General features: G+C 68.9%; 26 protein-coding genes. 18 read left to right on the top strand and 8 right to left on the bottom strand.

Annotated elements, in window-relative coordinates:
- Positions 1 to 45: 45 nt before the first annotated feature.
- The 6 genes from A6B37_RS20260 (at position 46) to A6B37_RS20235 (ending at position 4,268) form a co-directional block, all read left to right on the top strand.
- A complete protein-coding gene (locus A6B37_RS20260) occupies positions 46 to 210 on the top strand; it encodes a rubredoxin (protein WP_003814980.1) in 165 nt (54 codons plus the stop codon).
- A gap of 135 nt (positions 211 to 345) precedes the next feature.
- Positions 346 to 933, top strand: a complete 588-nt coding sequence (locus tag A6B37_RS20255; protein WP_111826754.1) for a YqgE/AlgH family protein — start codon at positions 346 to 348, stop codon at positions 931 to 933.
- Positions 926 to 1,327, top strand: coding sequence for a Holliday junction resolvase RuvX (ruvX, locus tag A6B37_RS20250; RefSeq protein ID WP_111826753.1), 402 nt, complete (start codon positions 926 to 928; stop codon positions 1,325 to 1,327). Before A6B37_RS20255 ends, ruvX begins: the two co-directional genes overlap by 8 nt.
- 21 nt (positions 1,328 to 1,348) lie before the next feature.
- On the top strand, positions 1,349 to 2,245 hold the full coding sequence (locus A6B37_RS20245; protein WP_111826752.1) for an aspartate carbamoyltransferase: 897 nt from the start codon (positions 1,349 to 1,351) through the stop codon (positions 2,243 to 2,245).
- Positions 2,242 to 3,531, top strand: coding sequence for a dihydroorotase (locus A6B37_RS20240; RefSeq protein WP_111826751.1), 1,290 nt, complete (start codon positions 2,242 to 2,244; stop codon positions 3,529 to 3,531). Before A6B37_RS20245 ends, A6B37_RS20240 begins: the two co-directional genes overlap by 4 nt.
- Positions 3,528 to 4,268: a lysophospholipid acyltransferase family protein gene (locus A6B37_RS20235; protein ID WP_102775751.1), complete on the top strand. Its 741-nt coding sequence runs from the start codon at positions 3,528 to 3,530 to the stop codon at positions 4,266 to 4,268. Before A6B37_RS20240 ends, A6B37_RS20235 begins: the two co-directional genes overlap by 4 nt.
- Before the next feature lie 171 nt (positions 4,269 to 4,439).
- Here A6B37_RS20235 and A6B37_RS20230 read toward each other — a convergent pair whose 3' ends face one another.
- The 8 genes from A6B37_RS20230 to mpl form a co-directional block, all read right to left on the bottom strand.
- Positions 4,440 to 5,273 (bottom strand): symmetrical bis(5'-nucleosyl)-tetraphosphatase, encoded by an 834-nt coding sequence (locus tag A6B37_RS20230; protein ID WP_102775752.1) that lies wholly within the window; start codon positions 5,271 to 5,273, stop codon positions 4,440 to 4,442.
- On the bottom strand, positions 5,270 to 6,448 hold the full coding sequence (lptG, locus tag A6B37_RS20225; protein WP_111826750.1) for an LPS export ABC transporter permease LptG: 1,179 nt from the start codon (positions 6,446 to 6,448) through the stop codon (positions 5,270 to 5,272). Before lptG ends, A6B37_RS20230 begins: the two co-directional genes overlap by 4 nt.
- 90 nt (positions 6,449 to 6,538) lie before the next feature.
- A complete protein-coding gene (mtgA, locus tag A6B37_RS20220; RefSeq protein WP_102775754.1) occupies positions 6,539 to 7,261 on the bottom strand; it encodes a monofunctional biosynthetic peptidoglycan transglycosylase in 723 nt (240 codons plus the stop codon).
- Positions 7,262 to 7,266: 5 nt separating this feature from the next.
- Positions 7,267 to 8,130 carry a shikimate dehydrogenase gene (aroE, locus tag A6B37_RS20215; protein WP_111826749.1) on the bottom strand — a complete coding sequence of 288 codons (864 nt, stop codon included), beginning with the start codon at positions 8,128 to 8,130 and terminating at the stop codon, positions 7,267 to 7,269.
- The gene (locus A6B37_RS20210; protein ID WP_111826748.1) at positions 8,127 to 9,026 is read right to left on the bottom strand and encodes a TonB family protein; all 900 of its coding nucleotides are present in this window, start codon (positions 9,024 to 9,026) and stop codon (positions 8,127 to 8,129) included. The genes aroE and A6B37_RS20210 overlap by 4 nt, the downstream gene beginning before the upstream one ends.
- Positions 9,027 to 9,141: 115 nt before the next feature.
- On the bottom strand, positions 9,142 to 11,046 hold the full coding sequence (locus A6B37_RS20205) for a ribonuclease catalytic domain-containing protein (protein WP_111826967.1): 1,905 nt from the start codon (positions 11,044 to 11,046) through the stop codon (positions 9,142 to 9,144).
- A 76-nt stretch (positions 11,047 to 11,122) separates the two neighbouring features.
- Positions 11,123 to 11,725, bottom strand: a complete 603-nt coding sequence (locus tag A6B37_RS20200) for a YqiA/YcfP family alpha/beta fold hydrolase (RefSeq protein ID WP_111826747.1) — start codon at positions 11,723 to 11,725, stop codon at positions 11,123 to 11,125.
- A 26-nt stretch (positions 11,726 to 11,751) separates the two neighbouring features.
- Entirely contained in the window at positions 11,752 to 13,122 is a 1,371-nt protein-coding gene (gene mpl / locus A6B37_RS20195) for a UDP-N-acetylmuramate:L-alanyl-gamma-D-glutamyl-meso-diaminopimelate ligase (RefSeq protein WP_111826746.1), read from the bottom strand.
- A 104-nt stretch (positions 13,123 to 13,226) separates the two neighbouring features.
- Between mpl and A6B37_RS20190 the strand changes: the two genes are divergently transcribed.
- The 12 genes from A6B37_RS20190 to A6B37_RS20135 all read left to right on the top strand — a co-directional run bounded on the left by A6B37_RS20190 (position 13,227) and on the right by A6B37_RS20135 (position 23,068).
- On the top strand, positions 13,227 to 13,763 hold the full coding sequence (locus A6B37_RS20190; protein WP_111826745.1) for a TlpA disulfide reductase family protein: 537 nt from the start codon (positions 13,227 to 13,229) through the stop codon (positions 13,761 to 13,763).
- A gap of 89 nt (positions 13,764 to 13,852) precedes the next feature.
- On the top strand, positions 13,853 to 14,287 hold the full coding sequence (gene aroQ / locus A6B37_RS20185) for a type II 3-dehydroquinate dehydratase (RefSeq protein ID WP_102775880.1): 435 nt from the start codon (positions 13,853 to 13,855) through the stop codon (positions 14,285 to 14,287).
- Positions 14,288 to 14,375: 88 nt separating this feature from the next.
- On the top strand, positions 14,376 to 14,834 hold the full coding sequence (gene accB / locus A6B37_RS20180) for an acetyl-CoA carboxylase biotin carboxyl carrier protein (protein ID WP_102775766.1): 459 nt from the start codon (positions 14,376 to 14,378) through the stop codon (positions 14,832 to 14,834).
- A gap of 9 nt (positions 14,835 to 14,843) precedes the next feature.
- Positions 14,844 to 16,190 (top strand): acetyl-CoA carboxylase biotin carboxylase subunit, encoded by a 1,347-nt coding sequence (accC, locus tag A6B37_RS20175; RefSeq protein WP_102775767.1) that lies wholly within the window; start codon positions 14,844 to 14,846, stop codon positions 16,188 to 16,190.
- 129 nt (positions 16,191 to 16,319) lie between these two features.
- A complete protein-coding gene (gene prmA / locus A6B37_RS20170; protein ID WP_111826744.1) occupies positions 16,320 to 17,249 on the top strand; it encodes a 50S ribosomal protein L11 methyltransferase in 930 nt (309 codons plus the stop codon).
- 24 nt (positions 17,250 to 17,273) lie between these two features.
- Positions 17,274 to 18,371 carry a DUF3426 domain-containing protein gene (locus tag A6B37_RS20165; protein ID WP_111826743.1) on the top strand — a complete coding sequence of 366 codons (1,098 nt, stop codon included), beginning with the start codon at positions 17,274 to 17,276 and terminating at the stop codon, positions 18,369 to 18,371.
- A gap of 12 nt (positions 18,372 to 18,383) precedes the next feature.
- Positions 18,384 to 19,325 (top strand): carbohydrate kinase family protein, encoded by a 942-nt coding sequence (locus tag A6B37_RS20160; RefSeq protein ID WP_102775770.1) that lies wholly within the window; start codon positions 18,384 to 18,386, stop codon positions 19,323 to 19,325.
- A gap of 177 nt (positions 19,326 to 19,502) precedes the next feature.
- Complete coding sequence (locus tag A6B37_RS20155) at positions 19,503 to 20,006, top strand: glycine zipper 2TM domain-containing protein (protein WP_102775771.1); 504 nt, start codon at positions 19,503 to 19,505, stop codon at positions 20,004 to 20,006.
- 319 nt (positions 20,007 to 20,325) lie between these two features.
- A complete protein-coding gene (locus A6B37_RS20150) occupies positions 20,326 to 20,565 on the top strand; it encodes an acyl carrier protein (protein ID WP_102775772.1) in 240 nt (79 codons plus the stop codon).
- Entirely contained in the window at positions 20,543 to 21,727 is a 1,185-nt protein-coding gene (locus tag A6B37_RS20145) for a D-alanyl-lipoteichoic acid biosynthesis protein DltD (RefSeq protein WP_102775773.1), read from the top strand. Before A6B37_RS20150 ends, A6B37_RS20145 begins: the two co-directional genes overlap by 23 nt.
- The gene (locus tag A6B37_RS26110) at positions 21,724 to 21,933 is read left to right on the top strand and encodes a hypothetical protein (RefSeq protein WP_168202267.1); all 210 of its coding nucleotides are present in this window, start codon (positions 21,724 to 21,726) and stop codon (positions 21,931 to 21,933) included. The genes A6B37_RS20145 and A6B37_RS26110 overlap by 4 nt, the downstream gene beginning before the upstream one ends.
- A 7-nt stretch (positions 21,934 to 21,940) precedes the next feature.
- A complete protein-coding gene (locus tag A6B37_RS20135) occupies positions 21,941 to 23,068 on the top strand; it encodes an MBOAT family O-acyltransferase (protein WP_111826742.1) in 1,128 nt (375 codons plus the stop codon).
- Positions 23,069 to 23,079 lie beyond the last annotated feature (11 nt).

Here is a 23,079-nt window from a genome sequence, read left to right as displayed (position 1 = left end):
CCCCGCCGCCGGGGCGCGGGCCGGGATTTGATGTAAGAGAGAACTATGCGTACATGGATGTGTTTGATTTGCGGCTGGGTCTACGATGAAGAAGCCGGCCTGCCCGACGAGGGTATTGCTCCCGGCACCCGCTGGGAAGACGTGCCGCCGAACTGGGTCTGTCCCGAATGCGGCGCGCGCAAAGAGGACTTCGAACTGATGGAAATCTGACGCGGCACTGCCGACAACTTCCGCCAAGGCTCGTAAGATGGGATCAAGCCCCATCCCTCGCGACCACGGGACGGCCAGGACGCGTTTGCGCGGCCGGTCCCTCGGTTCTCTCAGACTACCCACGAAGGGGTTGCCATGACGGAAAAGCACCAAGACGACACTACGACGCAGGCGGCCAATTTCGCCAACCAGTTCCTGATCGCCATGCCGGGCATGGTCGAAGGCAGCCTGGCGGGCTCGGTCATCTATGTCTGCGAACACACGGAACGTGGCGCGCTGGGCCTGGTCATCAACCGGCCCACCGACCTGACGCTGGGCACCCTGTTCGAGCGCATCGACCTGACGCTCGAAATCGGCCCCGTGAAGGACTCGCTGGTTTACTTCGGCGGGCCGGTGCAGACCGACCGCGGCTTCGTGCTGCACGCGCCGGCCGGCGACTACAGCTCCAGCATCAAGCTGGGCGGCATGGCGCTGACCACCTCGCGCGACGTGCTGCAGGCGGTGGCCGAGGGCAACGGGCCGGCGCGCATGCTGGTCACGCTCGGCTATGCCGGCTGGGGCGCGGGCCAGCTCGAAAGCGAGATGGCCCAGAACGCCTGGCTCAGCGTGGGCGCCGACGACAGCATCATCTTCGACGTGCCGCCCGAGGACCGCTACCCGGCCGCGCTGAAGCTGCTGGGCATCGATCCGGTGATGCTGGCGGGCGACGCGGGCCATGCCTGAAGAGACCCTGCTTGCCTTCGATTTCGGCGAGAAGAAAATCGGCATCGCCATCGGCAACACGCTGACGCGCCACGCGCGGCCGCTGGAAATCATCTTCAGCGAAGTCCGCGAGGCGCGCTTCGGCCGCATCGCGGCGCTGCTGCAGGAATGGCAGCCGCGCCGCGTGATCGTCGGGCTGGCGCTGGACGCCGACGGCGGCGAACAGCCGGCCACCGCGCGCTGCCGCCGCTTCGCCAACCAGTTGCACGGCCGCTTCGGCGTGACCGTCGAACTGGTCGACGAACGCGGCTCCAGCATGGAGGCGCAGCGCCTGCTGGGCACCAATGCCGCCGATGACGCGATGGCGGCGGCTGTTATCCTGCAACGCTACCTGGATGCCTTGCCGGCGGCCTGAGGCCCGCGAACCGCCCCGCCTATGCTCAATCCGCAACTCGATCGCCGCGGCGAACCGATACACCTGCTGACCACGGAAGGCCTGCCCCGCCGCCACGTCGAGCGCCTGCTCGACATGGCGCTCGCGGCTCCACCCGCCGTGCGCGCGCAGCCGGCCTATCTGTGCCTGCCGGACGACGCCGCGACCGAGCGCGACGCGTACTCGGCCGCGGCCGCAAGCCTGGGCCTGCGCCCGGTGGCGCTGGCCGCCGACGCCGGCGAGACGCTGGCGGACGTGGCCGCCGCCCTGGAGCCGGGCCTGCTGGTGCTGCGCCACGCCGCCAGCGGCGCGGCGCATTGCGCCGCCGCCCATGCCGCGCCCGGCGTGCGCGTCATCAACGCCGGCGACGGCGGCCACGCCGATCCGCTGCCGGCGCTGGCGCTGCTGCAGGCGATGCGCGAAGCCCGCCAGGACCTGGCGAATCTTTCCGTGACGCTGGTGGGCGACCTGCGTCACTCGCGCGTGGCGCGTTCGGCCATCCACGCCATGACCACGCTGGGCGTGGCGCAGGTAAGCGCGGCAGGCCCGGGCACCCTGCAGCCCGAAGGCCTGGCGCAACTGGGCGTGCGCGCCTGCGCCTCGCTGCGCGAAGGCCTGGACGCCGACGTCATCGTCATCCTGCCGCTGGACGTGGAACGGATCAGCGGCGCGCTGCTGCCCTCGGCCCGCGAATACGAACACTCCTTTGGCCTGACGCCCGCCATCCTGGCCGGGGCCCGCGCCGACGCCTTGCTGCTGCCCGCGGGCGCGCTGACGCCGGGCGTCGAGGTCGACGCAGACGTCGCGGCCAGCCTGGCTCCCACGCAGGCGCGCCTGGCCGCATTCACGCAGCAGCTGCGCGTGGCGGTCCTGGCCATGCTGGCCGGAGACGCGCCATGAGGCTGCACATCGCCAACGGCCGCCTGATCGACCCGGCCAACGGCGTCGACGGATTGCACGATCTCTACCTCGCGGACGGCCGCGTCGCGGCGGTGGGCCGCGCGCCCGACGGCTTCCAGGCCGACCGCCGGCTGGACGCGGCGGGGCTGGCGGTGCTGCCGGGCCTGGTCGATCTGTGCGCGCGGGTCGCGCAGCCCGGCGCGGCGGCCTTCGCGCCGACCGAACTGCGCGCGGCCCTGGCCGGCGGCGTCACCACGCTGGTGCTGCCGCCCGACGCCGCGGCGCCGCTGGACGAGCCGGGCAAGGCCGAGGCGCTGCTGCGGCAGGCGCAGCCCGGCCAGTGCCGGGTGCGCCCGCTGGGCGCGATGACGGTGGGACTGGCCGGCGAAACGCTGGCCGAAATGGATCTGCTGGGCCGGGCGGGCTGCCTGGCCTGCGCCCAGGGCGAGCATGGCATCGCCGACGCCCGCGTGCTGTGGGGCGCGATGCGCTATGCCAGCGGCCTGGGCCTGGCCTTGTGGCTGCGGCCGCAAGACCCGTGGCTGTCCCGCGGCGCGGCGGCCGCCGCCGGCGCCTATGCCGAACGCCTGGGCCTGCACGGCCTGCCGCCGCAGGCCGAGACGCTGGCCCTGCACACCATCTTCGAATTGCAGCGCGCCACCGGCGCACGCGTGCACCTGACGCGCCTGTCCACCGCGGCCGGCATCGAACTGCTGCGCGCCGCGAAGCGCGAAGGCCTGCCGGTCACGGCCGACGTGTCGGCCAACAGCCTGCATCTGTGCGACGTCGACATCGGCTTTTTCGACACCCGCTTCCACCTGTCGCCGCCGCTGCGCGGCCAGCGCGACCGCCAGGCGATCCAGGCCGCGCTGGCCGAAGGCCTGGTCGATGCGCTGTGTTCGGACCATGCGCCGGTCGAGGCGCGCGCCAAGGCCATGCCCTTTCCGCTGTCCGAGCCCGGCGCCACCGGGCTGGAGCTGCTGCTGTCGCTGGCCCTGAAGTGGGCGCGCGACGCCCGCCGGCCCGTGGCCGACGCGCTGGCGCGCGTCACCAGCGGCCCGGCCGCCGTGCTGGCCGCGATCGCGCCGCAGGCGGCGCCCGTCGGCCAGCTGGGCGTGGGCGCGCAGGCCGACCTGTGCCTGGCCGACCTGGAAGCCGAATGGATGGTCGCGCCCGGCGCGCTGCACAGCCGCAGCGGCCAGACCCCGTTCGCGGGTATGATGCTGCCCGGCCGAGTACGCGCCACCGTCGTGGGTGGCAGCCTGGCCTGGGAGACTCCGGTTTGAAGCTGTTGCGCTTTGTCCTAAGGCTGGTCCTCGTGCTGCCCTGGATCGTTCTCGGCCTGCTCTGCGTGGGCCTGGCGTATCCGCTGCTCGGAATCCGCTCGCGCGCCTGGCTCAACCGCCACTGGTCGCGCTGCCTGATGGCGTTCTGCGGCCTGCAGGTCATCATCAAGGGCGAGCCGCGCCTGACCGGGCCGGTGCTGCTGGTGGCCAACCATGTGTCCTGGATCGACATCTTCGTGCTGAATTCGGCGCGCGCCACGTCCTTCGTCGCCAAGAGCGAGATCCGCAGCTGGCCCGTCATAGGCTGGCTGGTGGCCGGCGCCGGCACCCTGTTCATCGAGCGCGGCCAGCGCCACGCGGTGCACGCGATGGGCGAGGCCATGCAGGCGCGCTTCAAGCAGGGCGACGCGGTCGGCCTATTCCCGGAAGGCACCACCAGCGAAGGCTTCGAGCTGCTGCCGTTCCACGCCAGCCTGTTCGAGCCGGCGCGCGCCGCCGCCGTGGAAATCCAGCCGGTCGCGCTGCGTTTCCTGCAGCATGGCAAGCGCAGCGGCTACGCCGCCTTCGTCGGCGAGGAATCGCTGGTGGCCAATCTGTGGCGGGTGCTGGGGGTTACCGGACTTGCCGTGGAAGTGGTGTTTCTGCCGCCGCTGCCGGCGCGGCATCCGGACGGCAGCCTGCCGACGCGGCTGGAGCTGTCGCACCAGGCCAGGGACGCGATTTCGCGGGTGTTGTGAAGGGGGGCGATGGGTTCCGCGCGCTCGATGGTTGAGTTCTTGCTTAAGGATTCTCGCGCTGCACCCATCCTACGCTGCGAATCCACGGCTCGACCGTAGGATGGGTGCAGCGCGAGAAATTCGACGCAAGAACCCCACCGTCAAGCGCGCGGAACCCATCGCCCCAAACCCTCATTCAGACAACGGGTCCTGGAACTGCGAGCATTTCACCTGCACCAGTTTGCGGTCCTGCAGGCGCAGCGCCGTCAGCGACCCGCCCCACACGCACCCGGTATCCAGGCAGATCGCGTCCGGCCGCAGCAGCAGCCCCAGCGTCGACCAGTGGCCGAACACCGTCGTGACGTCGCGGGTGGCGCGGTTGGGCACGTCGAACCACGGCACCAGCCCCGCGGGCCAGGCGCCCGGCGTCACCTTGGTGGCGAATTCCATGTGGCCGTTGGGCGTGCACAGGCGGATGCGCGTGAGCGCATTGATGATGACGCGCATGCGCTTGCCGCCCTTGTGGTCTTCCTTCCAGGTGGCCGGCTCGTTGCCGTACATCTTCTGCAGCGCCTTCTGCCAGTTCGGCCCGCGCAGCGCGTCCTGGACCTCGCCGGCCAGGGCCAGGGTCTTGGCGACGTCCCATTTGGCCAGGGTGCCCGCGTGCACCAGCAGATGGTTCTGCTCGAAATGCGCCAGCGGACGGAAGCGCAGCCAGTTGATCAGGTCGTCGGCGTCCGGCGCCCGCAGTATCGCTTCGAGCGTGTCCGACTTCGAGGGCTTGCGCACGCCGGCCGCGGTGGCCAGCAGGTGCAGGTCGTGATTGCCCAGCACCGAGGTGGCGCGGTCGCCCAGGTCGATGATGCGCCGTAGCGTCTCCAGCGACTGGGGGCCGCGGTTGACCAGGTCTCCGGCGAACCAGAAGCGCGATTGCGGATCGCCGACCACGTCGGGATGGGACAGCAAGCGATCCAGCGGCGAGCAGCAACCTTGCACGTCGCCGATCATCCAGATACTGCCGTTCATGCGGGACTTTTACTCCAGGGCCAGCGTTGTTGGATGACGCGAGTGATGGTGTGGCGGTATTCCATGTAGCTCATGGCTCCCAGCGCCAGGATCACCGCGCCCAGGTTCGGCCCCAGCGCGGTGAGCCAGGGCGGCCATTTGCCCAGCATGCCCACGTTCAACGCCAGCTGGTTGACCATGAAGAAGGCGACGCCGAGCAGAATGCCCACGAACACCTTGGCCCCCACGCCGCCGCGGCGGGTCTGCATCAGGCCGATGGGCGCCGCGATCGTGATCATGACGAGCAAGGTGAACGGATATGCCAGTTTGCGCCATAGGGCGACGACCTGGCGACCATATTGCAATTGGTTGTTGCGGAGATACTCCACATAGTCCAGCAGCGTCACGATGGACATGCGTTCCGGCGTCAGCACGCGCGCGATCAGGCGTTCGGCGCTGAGCGTGGTGTCCACCGTGCGCTCGGGCACCTTCACCACGGTGGCCGGCGGCTGCTTGGGCGGGCGCGCGTCGGCCAGCGCTTCGGCGGCGTTGTCGTCCAGCCGAGTTTCGGACACATCCTTGAGCACCAGGTCGCCGTGCGAGAACACGCCGGTGGGCGCGGTCGACAGGGCCGACAGCGTCAGGTCCTTCTTGAACTCGTAGAGCGTCACGGCGTTGACCTGGCCGTCGCCGCGCAGTTCGCCGATATTGATGATGCGGGTGCCGCCGTTGGCGGTGGGTTCCTTGAACCAGTAGCCGCTCTTGAGGCGGTCGCCGCCGGCTTTGCCGCGGAACATCAGGTTGGCCTCGCCGGACTTGATTTCGGCCCAGGGGGTGACGTATTCGGACAGCAGGGTGGCGCCTATCATCAGCGGGATCGTGACGATCCACAGCATGCGCAGCAGCTTCATGCCGCTGACGCCCGAGACCCGCAGGATCACCAGCTCGTTGCGCTGCGCCAGCCCCGCCAGCGCCAGGATGGCGCCGATCAGCAGGCCGATGGGCAGCAGGTCGTACAAGCGGGTGGGAATGGCCAGCGCCTGCATGTAGAGCAGGGCCATCATGGAGAACTTGTCGCCCACGTTGTCCAGGTCGTCCACCAGCGCGAAGAACGTGAAAAGGCCCAGCAGGGCCATAAGGACCACTGCGCAAGAGCGATAGATCTCGCGGGCCAGGTAGCGACGTGCGGTACGCATGTAGGAAAGAGGGAGCGCGTAAACGTGAAAGCTTAACAAATCCTGCCGTCCCGGTCCGGGCCCGGAGGGTCCCGGCCGACGGCTCCTGTATCAGGGAATGTCGACCATGCGCATGCGGCGGGTCAGGACGCCGACCCGGGAGTTCAGGTAGCGGGAATTGCGGTGGCTGTCATAGAAGCGGGGGTTGGGCAGCATGGCCGCCAGCCGGGCCGACTGGCTGGCGCCCAGGCCGGCGGCCGAGGTGTTGAAATAGTGCCGGGCGGCGGCCTCGGCGCCGAACACGCCCACGCCCCATTCCGCCACGTTCAGATACAGTTCCAGTATCCGCTCCTTGCTCATGACGTGTTCGATCATGTAGGTCAGGACCAGTTCCTGGCCCTTGCGGATATAGCTGCGCGAACTCGACAGGAACAGGTTCTTGGCCAGCTGCTGGGTGATGGTGGAGCCGCCGCGCATCTTGCTGCGCCCGGCTTCCTGCTGCTTCTGGTTGTATTCCCAGGCCTTGCGGATGGCGTCCCATTCGACGCCGTCGTGCTCGGTGAAATTTGAGTCCTCGGAGGCCACCACCGCGCGCTTGAGGTTGCGGTTGATCTTGTCGTAGGGCACCCACTCGTACTTCAGCTCCAGGGCCGGATTGGTCTCGCGCAGGCGCGACAGTTCTTCGCGCATGATGGCGCTGCTGCCCGGGTCGCGGTAGTTGTACCAGACGACCTGGGCGAACAGCCAGAACTGGTAGAGCAGGATGGCGCACACCAGCGCCATCAGCGCGCCGGTGACGATGCGGAACCAGGAGCGGCCCTTGCGCGTCGCCATGCCGCTCACTGGCCGGCCGCGAGGTCCGCGCGCAACGCCGCGAGGACCGGCGCGGGATCGGGCCGCAGGCCGTGCCAGATGAAGTAGCTCTCGGCCGCCTGGCCGACCAGCATGCCCAGGCCGTCGGCCGTGAGCGCGGCGCCGTCGGCCTGGGCCTGGCGCATGAAGGCCGTGGGCTGCGCGCCGTACATCATGTCGTAGGCGGCCGCGCCGGGGGCGTACAGGCCCGCGGGCAGGTCGGGGGCGGCGTCCTGCAGGCCGCTGGCGGTGGCGTTGATGACCAGGTTCCAGCCGCCGGGGGCGGCGGCGTCGGCCAGGCCGCCGGCGCTGACCCGGGTCTGGGGCGATACCCCGCTTTCGCGCCAGGCGTCGGCCAGCGCCTGGGCGCGCGCGGCGGTGCGGTTGACGATGTGGATGCGGGCGCAGCCGGCCTGCGCCAGCGGTTGCAGCACGCCGCGGGCCGCGCCGCCGGCGCCTACCAGCAGCACGCCGGCGCCATTCAGGCGCACGCCCAGGCGCATCAGGTCGGCGACCAGGCCGACCCCATCGGTGTTACAGCCGTGCCAGGCGCCGTCGCGCCAGGACAGGGTGTTGACCGCCCCGGCCAGCCGGGCGCGGGCCGACAGCCGGCCCGCGGCCAGGGCGTAGGCGTCCAGCTTGAAGGGCACCGTGACGTTCAGGCCGACCCCGCCGTCGGCCACGAAGGCCGCCACCGCCTCGGCGAAACCGTCCACCGGCGCCAGCAGCCGGTCATAGCGCAGCGGCTTGCCGGTCTGGCGGGCAAACATGGCGTGGATCTGAGGCGAGCGGCTGTGCGCAATGGGGTTGCCGATGACGGCATATCGGGCAAGAGGGGACGCCTCGGTCATGGGGCTTCGGTTTCCAGGGTGTCGTTGACGAAATGCCAGGTCCGGGTGATGACCAGCACGTCGGTGTCGCGGGCGACGTCGGGCGGGAAGGGCGGGAAGGGCGCGGCCAGCTGCACGATGCGGCGGGCGGCCTGGTTCAGCACGGCGTGCGGCGAGGGCTGGTCGATCTCGACGTCGGCGATGCTGCCGTCGGCGCGCACCGACACCGTGATCCGCAGCGAGCCGTAGATGCGGCCGCGCGCCTCGTCCGGGTAGTGCTGGGTGCCGACGGTTTCGATCCGGGTGCGCCAGGCGTCCAGGTAGGCGGCGTAGCGCGAGGCCTCGGCCGACGGCGCCACGAACTGCTTGCGCGGTTCGGCGCTGTACTGCTGGACGCGGGCCGCCAGGGCCGCCACCTGGGCGTTCTGCACCAGGCTGGCCTGGTCCTCGGCGTCGCGGCCGAGGTCGGCGCCGTCCGGCCAGGGATTGACGGCCTGGCGCTCGGCGCCGGCCTTGTCGGCCGAGCGCAACTGGGTCATCAGGCGGGTCTGCTCGGCCTCGAGCTGCACCTGGCGGCGGCGCATGGCCTCTAGCACGATGGTCTCGGCCGATTCGCCGGTGCGCGGCAGCGGCGTGGTCGACATGCCGCGCTCGGCGTTGCCGCCGCCGCTCATCTGCTGCTGGGCCTGCGCGCGCGGCGTGTCCGGCGGGGTTTCGCTGCGGGCGTTGAGCAGCACGATCTCCAGGCTGGTGGCCGGCGGGCGCGAGGGCGCCGGCGCGCCGAAGCGCCACGCCAGCGCGCCGGCGTGCAGCAGCAGCGAGATCGCGATGCCGATGCGCAGGTGCTGCTGGGCAGGCGCGCCCAGCCACCGCAGGTAACGGCTCAGCGGAGAGGGGTGGTCAGCAAGACGTTGCACGCACGCATTGTAGAGCGACTCCCGCTCCCGCGGGCACCGGGGCGCCCGGGGCCGCCCGCGCCGACGAGCGGCCTACGAAGAAGAGGCCACGGCCGTCAGGACAAACAAACCCGCCTTACGACTCCCCGCCGACAGCAGGACTGACAACCCCCACATACCGGCAATCCAGCTCCAGCGACAACTCATCCATCCCCAGGATATCCAGCTCCACGGCAGTCCCCCGTTCCAGCTCCGGCATCCCGCCGACCCGCGTCACCAGCGGCGCATTGGCGAAGCGCACCAGGTCCTCCCGCAGCACGTGGGCCACCGTGCGCGTCACGTTGTGCTGCTTCAGCCAGCGCAGGCACCAGTAGCGCTCCATCGCGCTCTGGAATTCCGCCCACGCGGCGTATTGCGCGTCGAACGCGCCGATGATGGCGAACAGATCGGCGTCGCGCGGCTTGAACGGCGCCACCAGGCGCGCCGACACGCCATGCTCCACCGCCGCGATCAGCTGCCATTGGTTCACCAGGTCCACGTAGCGGCGCAGCGGCGAGGTGCTCCAGGCGTATTGCGGCACCCCGATGGCTTCGTGCGGCAGCGCCTGCGTGCTCATGCGCACGCGCCCGGCCTGCTGCGAGCGGTAGATGCCCGGCACGCCGTGCTGGTGCAGCAGCCCGCCCCACAGGTTGTTCGCCAGAATCATGTACTCGGCCACCATCCGGTCCAGCGGCGCGTTGCGCTGGCGCGGCACCAGCCGCACCGGGGTGTCGGGATCGTCGGGATCGCCGTCCAGGTAGAAGCTGTATTCCACGCGCGAATTGTTCTCGGGCTTGCCGCGCACGTTCTCGCGCTGCGCGCACAGCGCCTGCGCCAGCTTCCACAGCGGGCGCAGCCAGTCGCCGTAGGGCAGTTCGGCCGAGGGATCGGCCAGGCTGGCCTCCGTGACGTGGGCGTCGAGCATGTTGTGGCGCAGGTTCTCGCGCACCACCAGGCGCTCCAGGCGCGTCTCCGACTCGATGATCTCGCCGGTCTCGGGGTTGGCCACCACGTACAGCGACAGCACCGGCGCCTCGCGCCCGGCGTCCAGCGAAAACGCCTGGATCACGTTGTCCGGCTGCATCGGGATCTTGTCGCCCGGCATGTAGACCGTGGACAGGCGCGCCCGCGCCAGCTTGTCGAAGTCGCTGTCGCGCGTCACGCTCAGGCCGGGGGCGGCCACGTGCACGCCGACGCGCACGCGGCCGTCGGGCAGGGTGCTGACCGACAGCGCGTCGTCGATTTCGGTGGTGGTGACGTCGTCCACCGAATAGGCCACGGCGTCGGACAGCGGCAGATCGCGGTCGATCGGCGGCAGTTCCAGCTCCGGAAAGCCCACGCCGCGCGGGAAGTTGGTGGCCAGGAAGCGGCGCTTGTGCAGCGCCAGCGCATGCGGCCAGGCGCCCAGCTCCAGCAGCAGGCGGTCGGGGCTCTTGCCCAGCTTGGCGCAGGCGGCGTCCAGGGCCTTCCATTGCTGGGAGTTCTTGTCGGGGCGGATCAGCAGGGACTCGGCGGCCTGCGCGATCGGTTCGGGCAGGCGCCCGGCGGCCATTTCGTCCACCCATTGCTGCTGCTGTTCGGCCTGGCGCTGCTTTTTCTCCAGCGCGGCCAGCGCGGCGGCGAGGATGTCGGGCGGGGCGGGGCGGTAGCGGCCCTTGCCGCGGCGGTGGAAATAGGCCGGCGCGCCGTGCAGGCGCATCAGCAGGGCGGCCTGTTCGACCGGCGTGGGCGCGTGGCCGAAGTAGTCGGCGGCCAGGGCCGGGGCGTCGAATTCTTCCTGCGGCGCGCATTCCCACAGGAACTGCAGGTCCAGCGCCTCGGCGGCCGCCGCCGCCTGGCTCATCAGCGCGGCCGGTTCCGGCGCGGCGAAGGTGAACAGCGTGTTGGCGCGCTTGATCTTGCTGCGCTTGCCGGATTCCGACTCCACCTGCAGGCTGGCGTCGGTCTCCGACAGGATATTGCCGGCCTTGAAGCTGCCGTCGTCTTCGTAAAACACATACATGGTGGGATCGTCCTGGGCGGCGCGCATGCGCCGCCTTGCGCAGCTATATAGATAGGGTGTTGATGTTTGAAACTGATTATTGGGGGCGAACCTGCTCGTCGCCAAGGGCGAATTCAAGCACCTCCGGCATCCAGCGCTCGAAATCGGACAGCCCGTGGTCGCTGCCTTGCACGATGCGCTGGCGGCAGCCCGCGTACCGGTCGCGCATTTCGCGCCAGTCCAGCACCTCGTCGCCGGTGGCCGCGACCAGGAAGTAGCGGTCGGGCCGGGTGACGCGGGCGACGCGGATCGCAGCGAGCTCGTCCACGTAGCCGGGCAGGAAGGTGAACGGCGCGTCGGAATGATACATGCGGTGTTCGCCGACCTGAGTGGTCAGGTCGCGCGCGGCCTCGACGGCGGGGTTGAGCAGCACGGCCTTGCAGCCCAGCTGCTCGGCCAGCCAGGTGGCGTAGTAGCCGCCCAGCGACGAGCCGATCACGGTCAGCGCCCGCGCGCACGCCGCGCCTTCGAGCTGGCGCCGGGCGATGTCCAGCGCCAGTTCCACGGCCTCTTTGGGGCTGGGCGGCAGCTGCGGGCAGGCCCAGGCCGCCGACAGGCCGCGCGCGGCCATGGCGTCGGCCATCATCCGGGCCTTGAATGAGGTCGGCGAGGAACGGAAACCGTGCAGATAGAGAATCATGTCTCGCCTTTGCCTTGGGGTCTGGATCAGGGGCGCGCCTGCAGGGCGTCCAGCAGCTTGCCGTGCACGCCGCCGAAGCCGCCGTTGCTCATCACCAGCACCTGGTCGCCCGGACGGGCGGCGGCGGCCACCGCCGCCACCAGCGCTCCGAGGTCATCGTAGCTCGAAGCCCGCTCGCCCAGGGGCGCCAATACTTCCGCGGGATTCCAGCCCAGCGCGTGCTTGCCCGAATGGGCGCCGAAGCAGAACACCAGGTCGGCGTCGGCCAGGGCCTCGGGCAGGCGCGCCGCCATGGTGCCCAGCTTCATGGTGTTCGAGCGCGGCTCCAGCACCGCCAGGATGCGCGCCGCGCCGACCTGGCGGCGCAGCCCCTCGATGGTGGTGGCGATGGCGGTGGGGTGGTGCGCGAAATCGTCGTAGACCTTGATGCCGTTGACCGTGCCGCGCAGCTCCATGCGGCGCTTCACCCCGGCAAAGCGGGTGAGGGCCTCGATGCCCTGCGCCGCCGGCACGCCCACGTGCTCGGCGGCGGCCAGCGCGGCCAGCGCGTTCATCCGGTTGTGCTCGCCGCCGAGCGTCCAGCGCACCGTGCCCGCCGGTTCGCCGGCGCGCAACACCTCGAAGGCGCCGTCCGCGTCCGGCGCGCCCGCCTGCCAGGCGCCATCGGCGCCGAACGTGACGGTTTCCGACCAGCATCCGCGCGCAATGACGCGGTCCAGCGCCTCGCAGTGCGTGGGCCGCACGATGCGCCCGGAGCCGGGAATGGTGCGCACCAGATGATGGAATTGGGTTTCGATCGCGGCCAGATCCGGGAAGATGTCGGCGTGATCGTATTCAAGATTGTTCAGGATGGCCGTGCGCGGACGGTAATGGACGAACTTGGAGCGCTTGTCGAAGAACGCCGTGTCGTACTCGTCCGCCTCGATCACGAAGGGCCGGCGGGCCGGATCGTAGCGGGCCGATACCTGCAGGTCCTGCGCCACGCCGCCGATCAGGAAGTTGGGCGCCAGGCCGGCGGCCTCCAGCACCCAGGCCAGCATGGAGCTGGTGGTGGTCTTGCCGTGGGTGCCGGCCACGGCCAGCACGTGCGCGCCGGGCAGGATGTTGTCGCCCAGCCATTGCGGGCCCGACACGTAGCGCGCGCCCGACTCCAGTATGGCCTCCATCAGCGGATTGCCGCGGCTGACCACGTTGCCGATCACGTACAGATCGGGCTTGAGCGCCATTTGTTCGGGGCCGAAGCCTTCGATCAGCTCGATGCCTTGTTCGGCCAGTTGCGTGCTCATGGGCGGGTACACGCCCGCATCGCAACCGGTGACCTTGTGGCCGGCCGCGCGCGCGATCAGCGCCAGGCCGCCCATGAACGTACCGCAGATGCCTAGTATGTGCAGGTGCATTGAAAACTCTCCTGCCCTGCATTGTATATATAGCGACCCGGCGCCTGCCGCGGCCTTGCGCGTGCGCAGCGACAAGAAAAGGCGCAAACGGTTATGATCGCGCCATGAATCGACGTCTACTCCTGTCCGCCGGCGTGGCCATCGCGGCCGCTGTCGCTGGCGGCTATACGTTCCTGGGACGCAAGGCGCCGGCGCCCGCGGCTGGGCCTGCCGGCGGCGGCGACCCGATAGCCGACCTGATGCAGCTGCAGCTGCCCGACCTGGCGGGGGCGTCCCATTCGCTGGCCGGCTGGAAGGGCCAGCCCATCGTGGTCAATTTCTGGGCGACCTGGTGCGCGCCCTGTGTGCGCGAGATGCCGGAACTGGACGCGCTGCAGAAAAAATACCCGGATATCCGCTTTGTCGGTATCGGTGTCGATTCCGCCGCGAACATTCAGAAATTCGTCGAGAAAGTGCAGGTTTCCTACCCCTTGTGGGTAATCGGCGCGGGTGCGATAGATACACTCCGCAAGCTGGGAAATCCCGCCGGAGGCCTGCCTTTTACTATTGTTTTCAATGCAGATGGCAGTATTAACCGGAAGATATTGGGTGAAATCCAGCCAGACGATCTGGACAAGACTTTATCTGGTTTAAAGGCGTAAGTCTGTTGGACAAATAGTAGGAATTGGCGTAAAAAGCTGGTTTATCGACTGTTTTGCCAACAATTGGCAAACCACTCTTGGTCAAGCGCATGGCGCAAAACATACTGGTATTGCATGGCCCGAACCTGAACCTGCTCGGCACCCGGGAACCTCATATCTACGGCAGCCTCACGCTGGCCCAGATCAATGAGGGACTGGAACTGCTGGCAGGCGAATTGGGCGCCACGCTGACAGCGTGGCAAGGCAACCACGAAGGCGCGCTGGTCGACCGTATCCAGGCGGCCCGGCAGGACGGCACTGACTTCATCATCATCAATGCGGCGGCCTATACGCATACCAGCGTTGCGATCCGCGATGCGCTGGCCGGGGTCGCGATCCCATTTATTGAAGTACATTTGTCCAATCTGTATAAGCGAGAGCCGTTCAGGCATCACTCTTATCTGTCCGATCTGGCGGTAGGCCTCATCAGCGGCCTCGGCGCGGACGGCTACGAGGCGGCGCTGCGTTACGCAGTGCGGCACTGATCTCGCACCAACTCACAGCAACTACATATCTTTACGGCGCGCGCCCGATGCAGGGACGTTGCCGACACTATCTCGGGAAGCAGCTTCTATGGACCTTCGAAAACTCAAAACCCTGATCGACCTGGTGGCTGAATCGGGCATCGCCGAGCTGGAAATCACCGAAGGCGAAGGCAAGGTAAGGATCGTCAAGTTCTCGCAAACCTTGCAGCCGGTCGCCTACCACCAGCCGGAAGCGGGCGTGCCCGCCGCGCCCGTGGCCCAGCAGCCCGCCGCCCCGGCCGCTCCCGCCGCCGAGGCCGCCCCGGTCATCCAGGGCCACGTGGTCAAGGCCCCCATGGTCGGCACCTTCTACCGCGCGCCGAACCCGGGCGCCGCGCCGTTCGTGGACGTGGGCGCCACCGTCAAGGAAGGCGACCCGCTGTGCATCATTGAAGCCATGAAGCTGCTCAATGAAATCGAGGCCGACAAGTCCGGCGTCATCAAAGAAATCCTGGTCGAGAACGGTGAGCCCGTCGAGTACGGCCAACCCCTGTTCGTCATTGGCTGATAGCTGAACATGTTCGAAAAAATCCTGATCGCCAACCGGGGCGAAATCGCCCTGCGCATTCAGCGCGCTTGTCGCGAGCTGGGCATCAAGACCGTGGTCGTGCACTCCGAGGCCGACCGCGAAGCCAAGTACGTGCGCCTGGCCGATGAATCCGTGTGCATCGGGCCCGCGCCGTCGCGCGAAAGCTACCTGAACATGCCGGCCATCATCTCGGCCGCCGAAGTCACGGATTCCGAGGCCATCCACCCCGGCTACGGTTTCCTGTCCGAGAACGCCGATTTCGCCGACCGCGTCGAGAAAAGCGGCTTCGTGTTCATCGGCCCGCGTCCCGACACCATCCGCCTGATGGGCGACAAGGTCAGCGCCAAGCGCGCCATGATCGAAGCCGGCGTGCCGGTGGTGCCGGGCTCGGAAGGCGCGTTGCCCGACGATCCGCAGGAAATCCTGCGCGTTGCGCGTGAAGTCGGCTATCCGGTCATCATCAAGGCCGCCGGCGGCGGCGGCGGCCGCGGCATGCGCGTGGTGTACACCGAGGCCGCGCTGCTCAACGCCGTCACCATGACGCGTTCGGAAGCGGGCGCCGCGTTCAACAACCCGGAAGTCTATATGGAGAAGTTCCTCGAGAACCCGCGCCATGTGGAAATCCAGGTGCTGGCCGACGGCGGACGCAACGCCGTGTGGCTGGGCGAGCGCGACTGCTCCATGCAGCGCCGCCACCAGAAGGTCATCGAAGAAGCGCCCGCGCCGGGCATCGCGCGCCGCCTGATCGAGCGCATCGGCGACCGCTGCGCCGACGCCTGCCGCAAGATGGGCTACCGCGGCGCCGGCACGTTCGAGTTCCTGTACGAAAACGGGGAGTTCTATTTCATCGAAATGAACACCCGCATCCAGGTCGAGCACCCGGTCACCGAGCTGATCACCGGCGTGGACCTGGTCCAGCAGCAGATCCTGATCGCCGCCGGCGAGAAGTTCACGCTGCGCCAGCGCGACATTTCGTTCAAGGGCCACGCCATCGAATGCCGCATCAACGCCGAAGATCCGTTCCGCTTCGTGCCCAGCCCGGGGCGCATCACAAACTGGCATACGCCGGGCGGCCCGGGCGTGCGCATCGATTCGCACGCGTTCAACGGCTATTTCGTGCCGCCGAACTATGATTCGATGATCGCCAAGGTCATTACCTACGGCGATACGCGCGACCAGGCGCTGGCGCGCATGCGCATCGCGCTGTCGGAAATGGTGGTGGAAGGCATCTCCACCAACATCCCGCTGCATCGCGAACTGTTGCAGGACGCCCGCTTCATCGAGGGCGGCACCAGCATCCACTACCTGGAAAACAAGTTGGCGCAGCGTCCCTGACCAACGATTCTGGGGCCTCACGGCCCCTTTTTGCGCCAAGGAACCCGTCTCTGCGGAGCCGCTCCAAAGCGATAGGGCCGACGGGCCGCGGCATGCGCCGCGGCCCGTCGGCCAGATGGAAGAACTATCATGCGTGAACTCGTGCTCCATTGCCTGGAGGCTCAGGCCGAGGCCCTGTCCGATGCGCTGCTCGAAGCGGGCGTGCTGTCGGTGTCGGTCGAAGACGCCGACCTGGGCACCGATGACGAGCGCCCCTTGTTCGGCGAGCCGGGCACCGAGCCCGACGTCCAGGCCTGGGACCGCAACCGCGTCGTCGCGCTGTTGCCCGATGGCGCCGATCCGGCCCAGATCATGGCCGAGGCCGCCGAGGCCGGCGAGCTCGACCCGGCGCTGTTCGCCGGCTGGAGCCTGCGCGAAGTCCCCGACGCGGACTGGGTGCGCCTGACGCAGTCGCAATTCGGCCCCATCCACATCGCCGAACGCCTGTGGATCGTGCCCAGCTGGCATCGCGACAATCCCGACGTGCCCGGTTTCGAGCCGGACGCGCCGGCGCAGGACGGCGCGATCCACATCGAACTCGATCCCGGCCTGGCCTTCGGCACCGGCAGCCACCCGACCACGCACCTGTGCCTGGCCTGGCTGGAAGCCGAAATGCCGCAGGGCGCCACGCTGCTGGACTACGGCTGCGGCTCGGGCATCCTGGCCATCGCCGCGCGCAAGCTGGGCGCGGGTCCGACCCTGGCGGTCGACATCGACGCCCAGGCCGTGCAGAGCACGGCCTTCAACGCCGGGGTCAACCAGGTCGAACTCCAGGCCATGCTGCCCGACGCGCTGCCCGAAGGCACGTTCGGCGTGGTGGTGGCCAACATCCTGTCCAATCCGCTCAAGGTGCTGGCTCCCATGCTGGCCGGGCGCGTTGCCGCCGGCGGCCATCTGGTGCTGTCGGGCGTGCTCGAGCGCCAGGCCGAGGAAGTCGCCGCCGCGTACGCGCCCTGGATCGCCATGTCGGTCTGGCGCGCCCGCGACGGCTGGGTCTGCCTGCACGGCCGCAAGGCCTGAGCGCCCGCGCCGCGTGACCGCGTCATGGCACTGACCACCCGCTGCCCGCAGTGCGGCACCTCCTTCAAGGTGGTGCCCGACCAGCTTCGGGTGCGCAACGGTCTGGTGCGCTGCGGAGCCTGCGCGACCGTGTTCGACGGCCGCGCCTGCCTGCTGCCGGAGGCGGGCGCACCGCCCGTCGCGCCGCCGCCCGCGGCGCCGTCCGTGCCGCCCGCGCATGCCAACGCCGCGCCGGTGCTGACGCCGCCGGCCGCTCCCGCCGCCGCTCCCGCGGAAATCCCTCCCTGGGAAGACGAGCCGCACATTCCTGCCGTCGCGCCCGAGCCGCCGCCTGCCCCCGCGCCGTCGCCCGCCGTGCTGCGCGGCCGCGACGACATCCGCCGGCGCGCCGAACCCATGATCGGCCCGTATGCCGATCCGGACGGCCGCAGCCGGCACGTGGACGTGCGCGACGAAGCGCGCGACGACGAGTACGAGGACGAAGACGAATACGCGCAGGACCAACGCGAGGACTACGACGATCCGCGCGAGCCGGTGCTGGGCGACACGCGCACGCGCTATTCCAGCGCCACCGACGTGGGCCGCGCGCCGCCCGAGTTCCTGGACCAGGACCGCGAGGACCGCCGCAGCCTGATCGGCAAGCTGTGGGGCGCGGCCTGCCTGGCCGGCCTGATCGCGCTGGCCTTCCAGTTGCTGTACGTGTACCGCAGCGACATCGCCAACGCCGTGCCGGCCTTGCGGCCGGTGCTGGAAAGCGTGTGCCGGCCGCCCCAATGCACCGTGGGCTACGCGCGCCGCATCGAGCGCATCGCGATTTCGTCGTCGTCGCTGCAGCCGCCGGCCGGCGCCGCCGCCATCGACGACGGGCGCACCCGGCTGGTGCTGCGCCTGGTGCTGCGCAACCGCTACGACAAGCCGCAGCACTGGCCGGCGCTGGTGCTGGACCTGACCGACCTGTCGGACACGGTGGTCGTGCGCCGCGTGCTGATGCCCGAAAACTACCTGACTCCCGAGCAGCTGCGCGGCCCGTTCGCGCCGGCCGGCGAGCTGAAAGTCTCCGTACCCATTGAAGTGACCGGCGTGCAGGTCAATGGCTACCAAATCGATAAATTCTTTCCTTAAAGGATGACAAGCATGGCGACCCCCGTTCTGGTCTGCGGTTCGATGGCGTTCGACACCATCGCGGTGTTCGAAGGACGCTTCAAGGAACACATCCTGGCCGACCGCGTGCAATCCCTGAGCGTGTCGTTCCTGGTGCCCAGCATGCGCAAGGAATACGGCGGCTGCTCGGGCAATATCGCCTACAACATGCAGCTGCTGGGCGGCAAGCCGGTGCCGGTGGCCACCGTGGGCGAGGACGCCGGCGAATACCTGGAGCGCCTGTCCGGCCTGGGCATCGACGTCAGCCGCGTGAAGGTCGTGCCCGGCACCTTCACGGCGCAATGCTTCATCACCACCGACCTGGACGACAACCAGATCGCGGCCTTCCACCCGGGCGCCATGTCGCACTCGGCCGACAACGACCTGAGCGACGCCGACGCGGCCTGGGCCATCGTCGCGCCCGACGCCAAGGAGGGCATGTTCGCCCACGCCGAGCGCCTGAACAAGCGCGGCATCCCGTTCATTTTCGACCTGGGCCAGGCCATGCCGCTGTTCGACGGCGCCGACCTGGAGCGCATGCTCGGACTGGCGCAGGCGCTGGCCGTCAACGATTACGAGGCCGGCGTGGTGGAGCAGCGCACCGGCCGCAGCATGGCCGATATCGCCCGCTCGCTGCAGGCCGTGGTGGTGACGCGCGGCGGCGAAGGCGCCACGCTGCTGACCGAAGGCAAGACCATCGAGATCGAGCCGGTGCGCGCCGCCGCCGTGGTGGACCCCACCGGCTGCGGCGACGCGCAGCGCGGCGGCCTGCTGTACGGCCTGACCAGCGGCTGGAGCTGGCAAGACAGCTGCCGCCTGGGCAACGTCATGGGCGCCATCAAGATCGCTTCGCGCGGGCCGCAGAACCATGCGCCGTCGCGCGCCGAGATCGACGCGGTGCTGCACGCCACCTACGGCATCCGCCTGCCGGCCTGAGCGGCCGGGAACCCGGCGGCGCGGGCCAGGTCGAATCATCGTCGGGACGGCCGCCGCGCGGGCTGCGCTGTTTGCAGCTTCTGGCCTTGAGTTTCAGTATGTTGCAGCAGCGTGAACCGTCCCTCGCGGGCAGAGTATGATCGAATAGTCGTCGGCCTTGCCGATCGAGGAGTCCAAATGAACCAAAGCAAATCCATTACCCTGGCCGCGCCGCGCACCGGCCGCTGGCTCGCCATCGCCGCCGTCGTCACCTCGCTGGCCGTGCTGGGCGGCTGCGCCAACCGCAGCGCTTCCAGCGGCGTCTACAGCTATGACCAGGCGCAGCGCGAACAGATCGTGCGCACCGGTACCGTCACCGGCGTGCGCCCCATCGTGATCCAGGACGACAAGTCCAGCGGCGTCGGCATGGTTGCCGGCGGCGCGCTCGGCGGCGTGGCGGGCAACGCCATCGGCGGCGGCACCGGCCGCACCATCGCCACCGTCGGCGGCGTCATCCTGGGCGCGCTGGCAGGCAACGCCGTTGAAAACCGCGTCGGCAAGAGCTCCGGCTACGAAATCACCGTGCGCCTGGACAACGGCGAAACCCGCGTGGTCGCCCAGGAAGCGGATGTGCCCATCAGCGTGGGCCAGCGCGTCCAGGTGATCAGCGGCTCCGGCCCCACCCGCGTCACGCCGATGTAAATTGCCGCCATCCCGGCACCAAGCCCGCGCAAGCGGGCTTTTTTTCGGCCTGTCGCGGCGCCGCAACGCGGGGTCTCGGGACTTACCCGCAAGCGCCCGCCTACCACAAAAGTTCAATGGCGGTCCGGCCGGCGTAGTGACATGATTGCGCCTGCGATCGACGCCGCCGCGCGTACATCATGTAACCATCTGCTTCGCGGCGTCGTTCATGGCGGGCTGGAATTTCAGTTCGGTTTCAGCATTTCCTCAGTAATCTCATCGTCCTCTATCCCAGGGCAGGGGACGTTCGCCCACAAGGCAACGCAACGCCGCACGAACCATGCATTCCGAGCAAGAACTCCACACCAGGATCGGCGAGATCGTCGAGTCGATCGTCATGAAGAAAGTCACTCCCGACACGCAGCTGATCGCCAGCGGCCTGGTCGACTCGCTGGCCGCCGTCGACATCACGCTGGCGGTCGAGTCGGAGTACGGTTGCAGCATCCCGGCTCCCGAGATCGCGGAGCATCTACAGTCGGTCCGCACGCTTGCCGGCTATGTCGCTGCCCATACTGCGTAATTCGCGCTTCTGTTCGCACGTCGCGGCCGCCGCGACGGCGGTGGCGCTGGCCATCGGCGCCTATTGCGGCGCCGACGAGCTGCTCAGCCGCATGGTGGTCCCCACGCAGCAGGCCGCGGTCGCGGCCGGCAGAAGCAACTACCTGCCCAACCTGGGGCCGGACTGGGGCACGCAGCACGTCAACCTGGAGCGCCTGGGCAACGCCCTGAGCGACGGCACGCTGGTCGTGCTGGGCTCGTCGGAATTGTCCAGCCATGACCTGCGCTTCGTGCCCTACCGCTTTTTCCCGCAAGAGCTGAAGGTGCCTACGCTGGCCTATGGCCACGCCATGTTCCAGTCCTACGGCATCGTCAGCGTGCTGGAGTCGGTGGCGGATTCGCTCACGCCCAACACGCGGCTGGCGATCATGCTGTCGCCGGCCTGGTTCGCCTCGGGCGGCCAGCTGCCGCGCAGCGCCTTCGCCGAGCATGTGACCGGCCCGGTCTGGGACCGCCTGTGGGACCGCCCCAGCACGCGCGAGCAGATGCAGAACTGGATCACCGACAACGCCAACTGGGGCCTGCTCTGGCTGATCGCCAACGGCCAGGTCGCCGAGCTCAAGGACAAGCTGGCGCTGTGGTGGCAGGCGCGCAAGGAGCCGGCGCCCGACCGTCCGCGCAGCAAGCTGTCGGTGCCGGCGCACCGCTACGTGGCCTGGCCGTCGGCGGCGCGCCTGGACGCGGGCCAATGGAGCCGGATCACGCACCAGGCCCGCGAAGTCGAGCGCAAGCTGGGCGGCCACAATCCCTACGACGTGCGCGACGATTATTACCAGCAGTACCTGGCGCCCCTGTATTCGCCGGCCCGCAACGAGTTCGCCGACGTCGATCCCATCACCCGGGCCGAACTGGGCGACCTGTCGCGCGTCATGGCCTTGCTGCAGAAGCGCAAGGTCCACGCCTATTTCGTCATCCAGCCGTTCAATCCCAAGCTCATCCTGGACGTCGAGCGCTTCGATCCGGTGGTGGCCGCCATCACCGGCATGTGCGCGCGCTACCAGATGGGCTGCCTGGACCTCTACAGCATCCCCTTCGAGCCGGGCATGCTGCGCGACGACATGCACCTGGCCGAGCTCGGCTGGGCGCTGGCCGACCAGGGCATTGCGGAGTACTTTTCCCGATGAACAAATTGTTCCACTGGGCCAGGCCCAAGGCGGGCGATCCCGCGCAGGGTCAGGCGACCCGCAAGGCCGCCGCCGCATGGGGGCGGCGCTTCCTGTGGCACCTGTGCCTGTATCTCGGGGTGATCCTGGTGTTCGTGCTGCAGGCGCAGCCCACCACGGGCAGCGGCGGACCGATCAAGGTCGAATTCCAATACCAACAGTTCTGAGCCCGGCATGGAATTGTTCGCAAGCCTGAGTTTTTTCGGCGGCGCCCTGTGCGGCGGCCTGGGCCTGTTGGCGTACCGCTTCTTCGGCATGCCGATGCGCATCGGCTACCGGCACATCATCGGCGTGGTCTGCCTGGGCGTCTGGATGGCGGTGTTCTGGGCGCGCCCCTACCAGCCCATCGCGCTGATGGCCATCGCCGGCGGCGCGCTGTGGGCGGTGCGGCGCGGCTACATCCCGACCTGGCTGGGCGTGATCGTGACGATGGCGCCGCTGCTGCTGGTGAAGACCGGCGTGTCGCACCTGGGCGCCATGCTGGGCCTGTCGTTCGCGACCTTCCGCGCCATCGACGTGCTGCTGTTCGCGCAGCGCAACGAGCGCGTCTCGCCGCTGGACTACTTCATCTACCTGTTCTTCCCGCTCGCGCTGCTGGCCGGCCCCATGTACCGCTGGCGCAATTTCCAGGCGGATCTGAAGCGCGGCTACGAAGGCGTGAACCTCAACACCTGGCTGGCCGGGCTGGAGCTGATCATGCTGGGCGTGATCCAGAAGTTCGGCCTGGCCGAGCTGATCTGGCGCTACGGCCTGGCGACGCTGGACGCGCACGACTATTCGCTGACCGGCGTGGCGCTCAATGCCTCGCTGTACAGCGCCTACCTGTTTTTCGATTTCGCCGGCTACTCGACCATGGCGCTCGGCATCGGCATGCTGTTCGGCTTCACGCTGCCCATCAACTTCCGCAATCCGCTGGCGACGCTGAATCCGCAGGACTTCTGGCGGCGCTGGCACATCAGCCTGTCGGAATGGCTGCGCGACGTGGTCTTCATGCCCATCTACAAGGCGCTGAGCAAGACCGCGTACTTCTCGCGCCACCGCCTGGCCGCGCAGAACATCGGCATCTTCGCGACCCTGCTGGCCATGGGCGTGTGGAACGGCCTGTCGCTGCATTACATCGTCAGCGGCCTGATGTTCGGCGCCTATTCGGTGGGCCACAACCTGCTGGTCAACGCCGCGCGCACCCGCCCTGCATTGCAGGCCGCGCTGGCGCGCCCGCTCATGCGCCTGCTCGGGCGCGTGCTGACCCTGGTCCTGGCGGCGCTGGCGCTCTACGTGTTCAGCGGCCGCAGCCCTATTTGACGCCGGGAGCA

It is taken from the genome of Achromobacter sp. HZ01, from assembly GCF_003267925.1.
In the GTDB taxonomy this organism is placed as follows: Bacteria; Pseudomonadota; Gammaproteobacteria; order Burkholderiales; family Burkholderiaceae_B; genus Achromobacter; species Achromobacter pulmonis_A.
Note: the sequence above shows the minus strand (reverse complement) of the source record. Positions and strands in the feature narration are given on the sequence as shown.

Coding starts and splice junctions, on each gene's coding strand:
- A6B37_RS20150 (WP_102775772.1), top strand. CDS start 20,326: ATGCATTCCGAGCAAGAACTCCACACCAGGATCGGCGAGATCGTCGAG.
- accB (WP_102775766.1), top strand. CDS start 14,376: ATGGACCTTCGAAAACTCAAAACCCTGATCGACCTGGTGGCTGAATCG.
- A6B37_RS20190 (WP_111826745.1), top strand. CDS start 13,227: ATGAATCGACGTCTACTCCTGTCCGCCGGCGTGGCCATCGCGGCCGCT.
- A6B37_RS20240 (WP_111826751.1), top strand. CDS start 2,242: ATGAGGCTGCACATCGCCAACGGCCGCCTGATCGACCCGGCCAACGGC.
- A6B37_RS20160 (WP_102775770.1), top strand. CDS start 18,384: ATGGCGACCCCCGTTCTGGTCTGCGGTTCGATGGCGTTCGACACCATC.
- ruvX (WP_111826753.1), top strand. CDS start 926: ATGCCTGAAGAGACCCTGCTTGCCTTCGATTTCGGCGAGAAGAAAATC.
- aroE (WP_111826749.1), bottom strand. CDS start 8,130: ATGACCGAGGCGTCCCCTCTTGCCCGATATGCCGTCATCGGCAACCCC.
- A6B37_RS20155 (WP_102775771.1), top strand. CDS start 19,503: ATGAACCAAAGCAAATCCATTACCCTGGCCGCGCCGCGCACCGGCCGC.
- aroQ (WP_102775880.1), top strand. CDS start 13,853: ATGGCGCAAAACATACTGGTATTGCATGGCCCGAACCTGAACCTGCTC.
- A6B37_RS20145 (WP_102775773.1), top strand. CDS start 20,543: ATGTCGCTGCCCATACTGCGTAATTCGCGCTTCTGTTCGCACGTCGCG.
- mtgA (WP_102775754.1), bottom strand. CDS start 7,261: ATGGCGACGCGCAAGGGCCGCTCCTGGTTCCGCATCGTCACCGGCGCG.
- A6B37_RS20135 (WP_111826742.1), top strand. CDS start 21,941: ATGGAATTGTTCGCAAGCCTGAGTTTTTTCGGCGGCGCCCTGTGCGGC.
- A6B37_RS26110 (WP_168202267.1), top strand. CDS start 21,724: ATGAACAAATTGTTCCACTGGGCCAGGCCCAAGGCGGGCGATCCCGCG.
- prmA (WP_111826744.1), top strand. CDS start 16,320: ATGCGTGAACTCGTGCTCCATTGCCTGGAGGCTCAGGCCGAGGCCCTG.
- accC (WP_102775767.1), top strand. CDS start 14,844: ATGTTCGAAAAAATCCTGATCGCCAACCGGGGCGAAATCGCCCTGCGC.
- A6B37_RS20165 (WP_111826743.1), top strand. CDS start 17,274: ATGGCACTGACCACCCGCTGCCCGCAGTGCGGCACCTCCTTCAAGGTG.
- A6B37_RS20260 (WP_003814980.1), top strand. CDS start 46: ATGCGTACATGGATGTGTTTGATTTGCGGCTGGGTCTACGATGAAGAA.
- mpl (WP_111826746.1), bottom strand. CDS start 13,122: ATGCACCTGCACATACTAGGCATCTGCGGTACGTTCATGGGCGGCCTG.
- A6B37_RS20245 (WP_111826752.1), top strand. CDS start 1,349: ATGCTCAATCCGCAACTCGATCGCCGCGGCGAACCGATACACCTGCTG.
- A6B37_RS20200 (WP_111826747.1), bottom strand. CDS start 11,725: ATGATTCTCTATCTGCACGGTTTCCGTTCCTCGCCGACCTCATTCAAG.
- A6B37_RS20205 (WP_111826967.1), bottom strand. CDS start 11,046: ATGTATGTGTTTTACGAAGACGACGGCAGCTTCAAGGCCGGCAATATC.
- A6B37_RS20230 (WP_102775752.1), bottom strand. CDS start 5,273: ATGAACGGCAGTATCTGGATGATCGGCGACGTGCAAGGTTGCTGCTCG.
- A6B37_RS20255 (WP_111826754.1), top strand. CDS start 346: ATGACGGAAAAGCACCAAGACGACACTACGACGCAGGCGGCCAATTTC.
- lptG (WP_111826750.1), bottom strand. CDS start 6,448: ATGCGTACCGCACGTCGCTACCTGGCCCGCGAGATCTATCGCTCTTGC.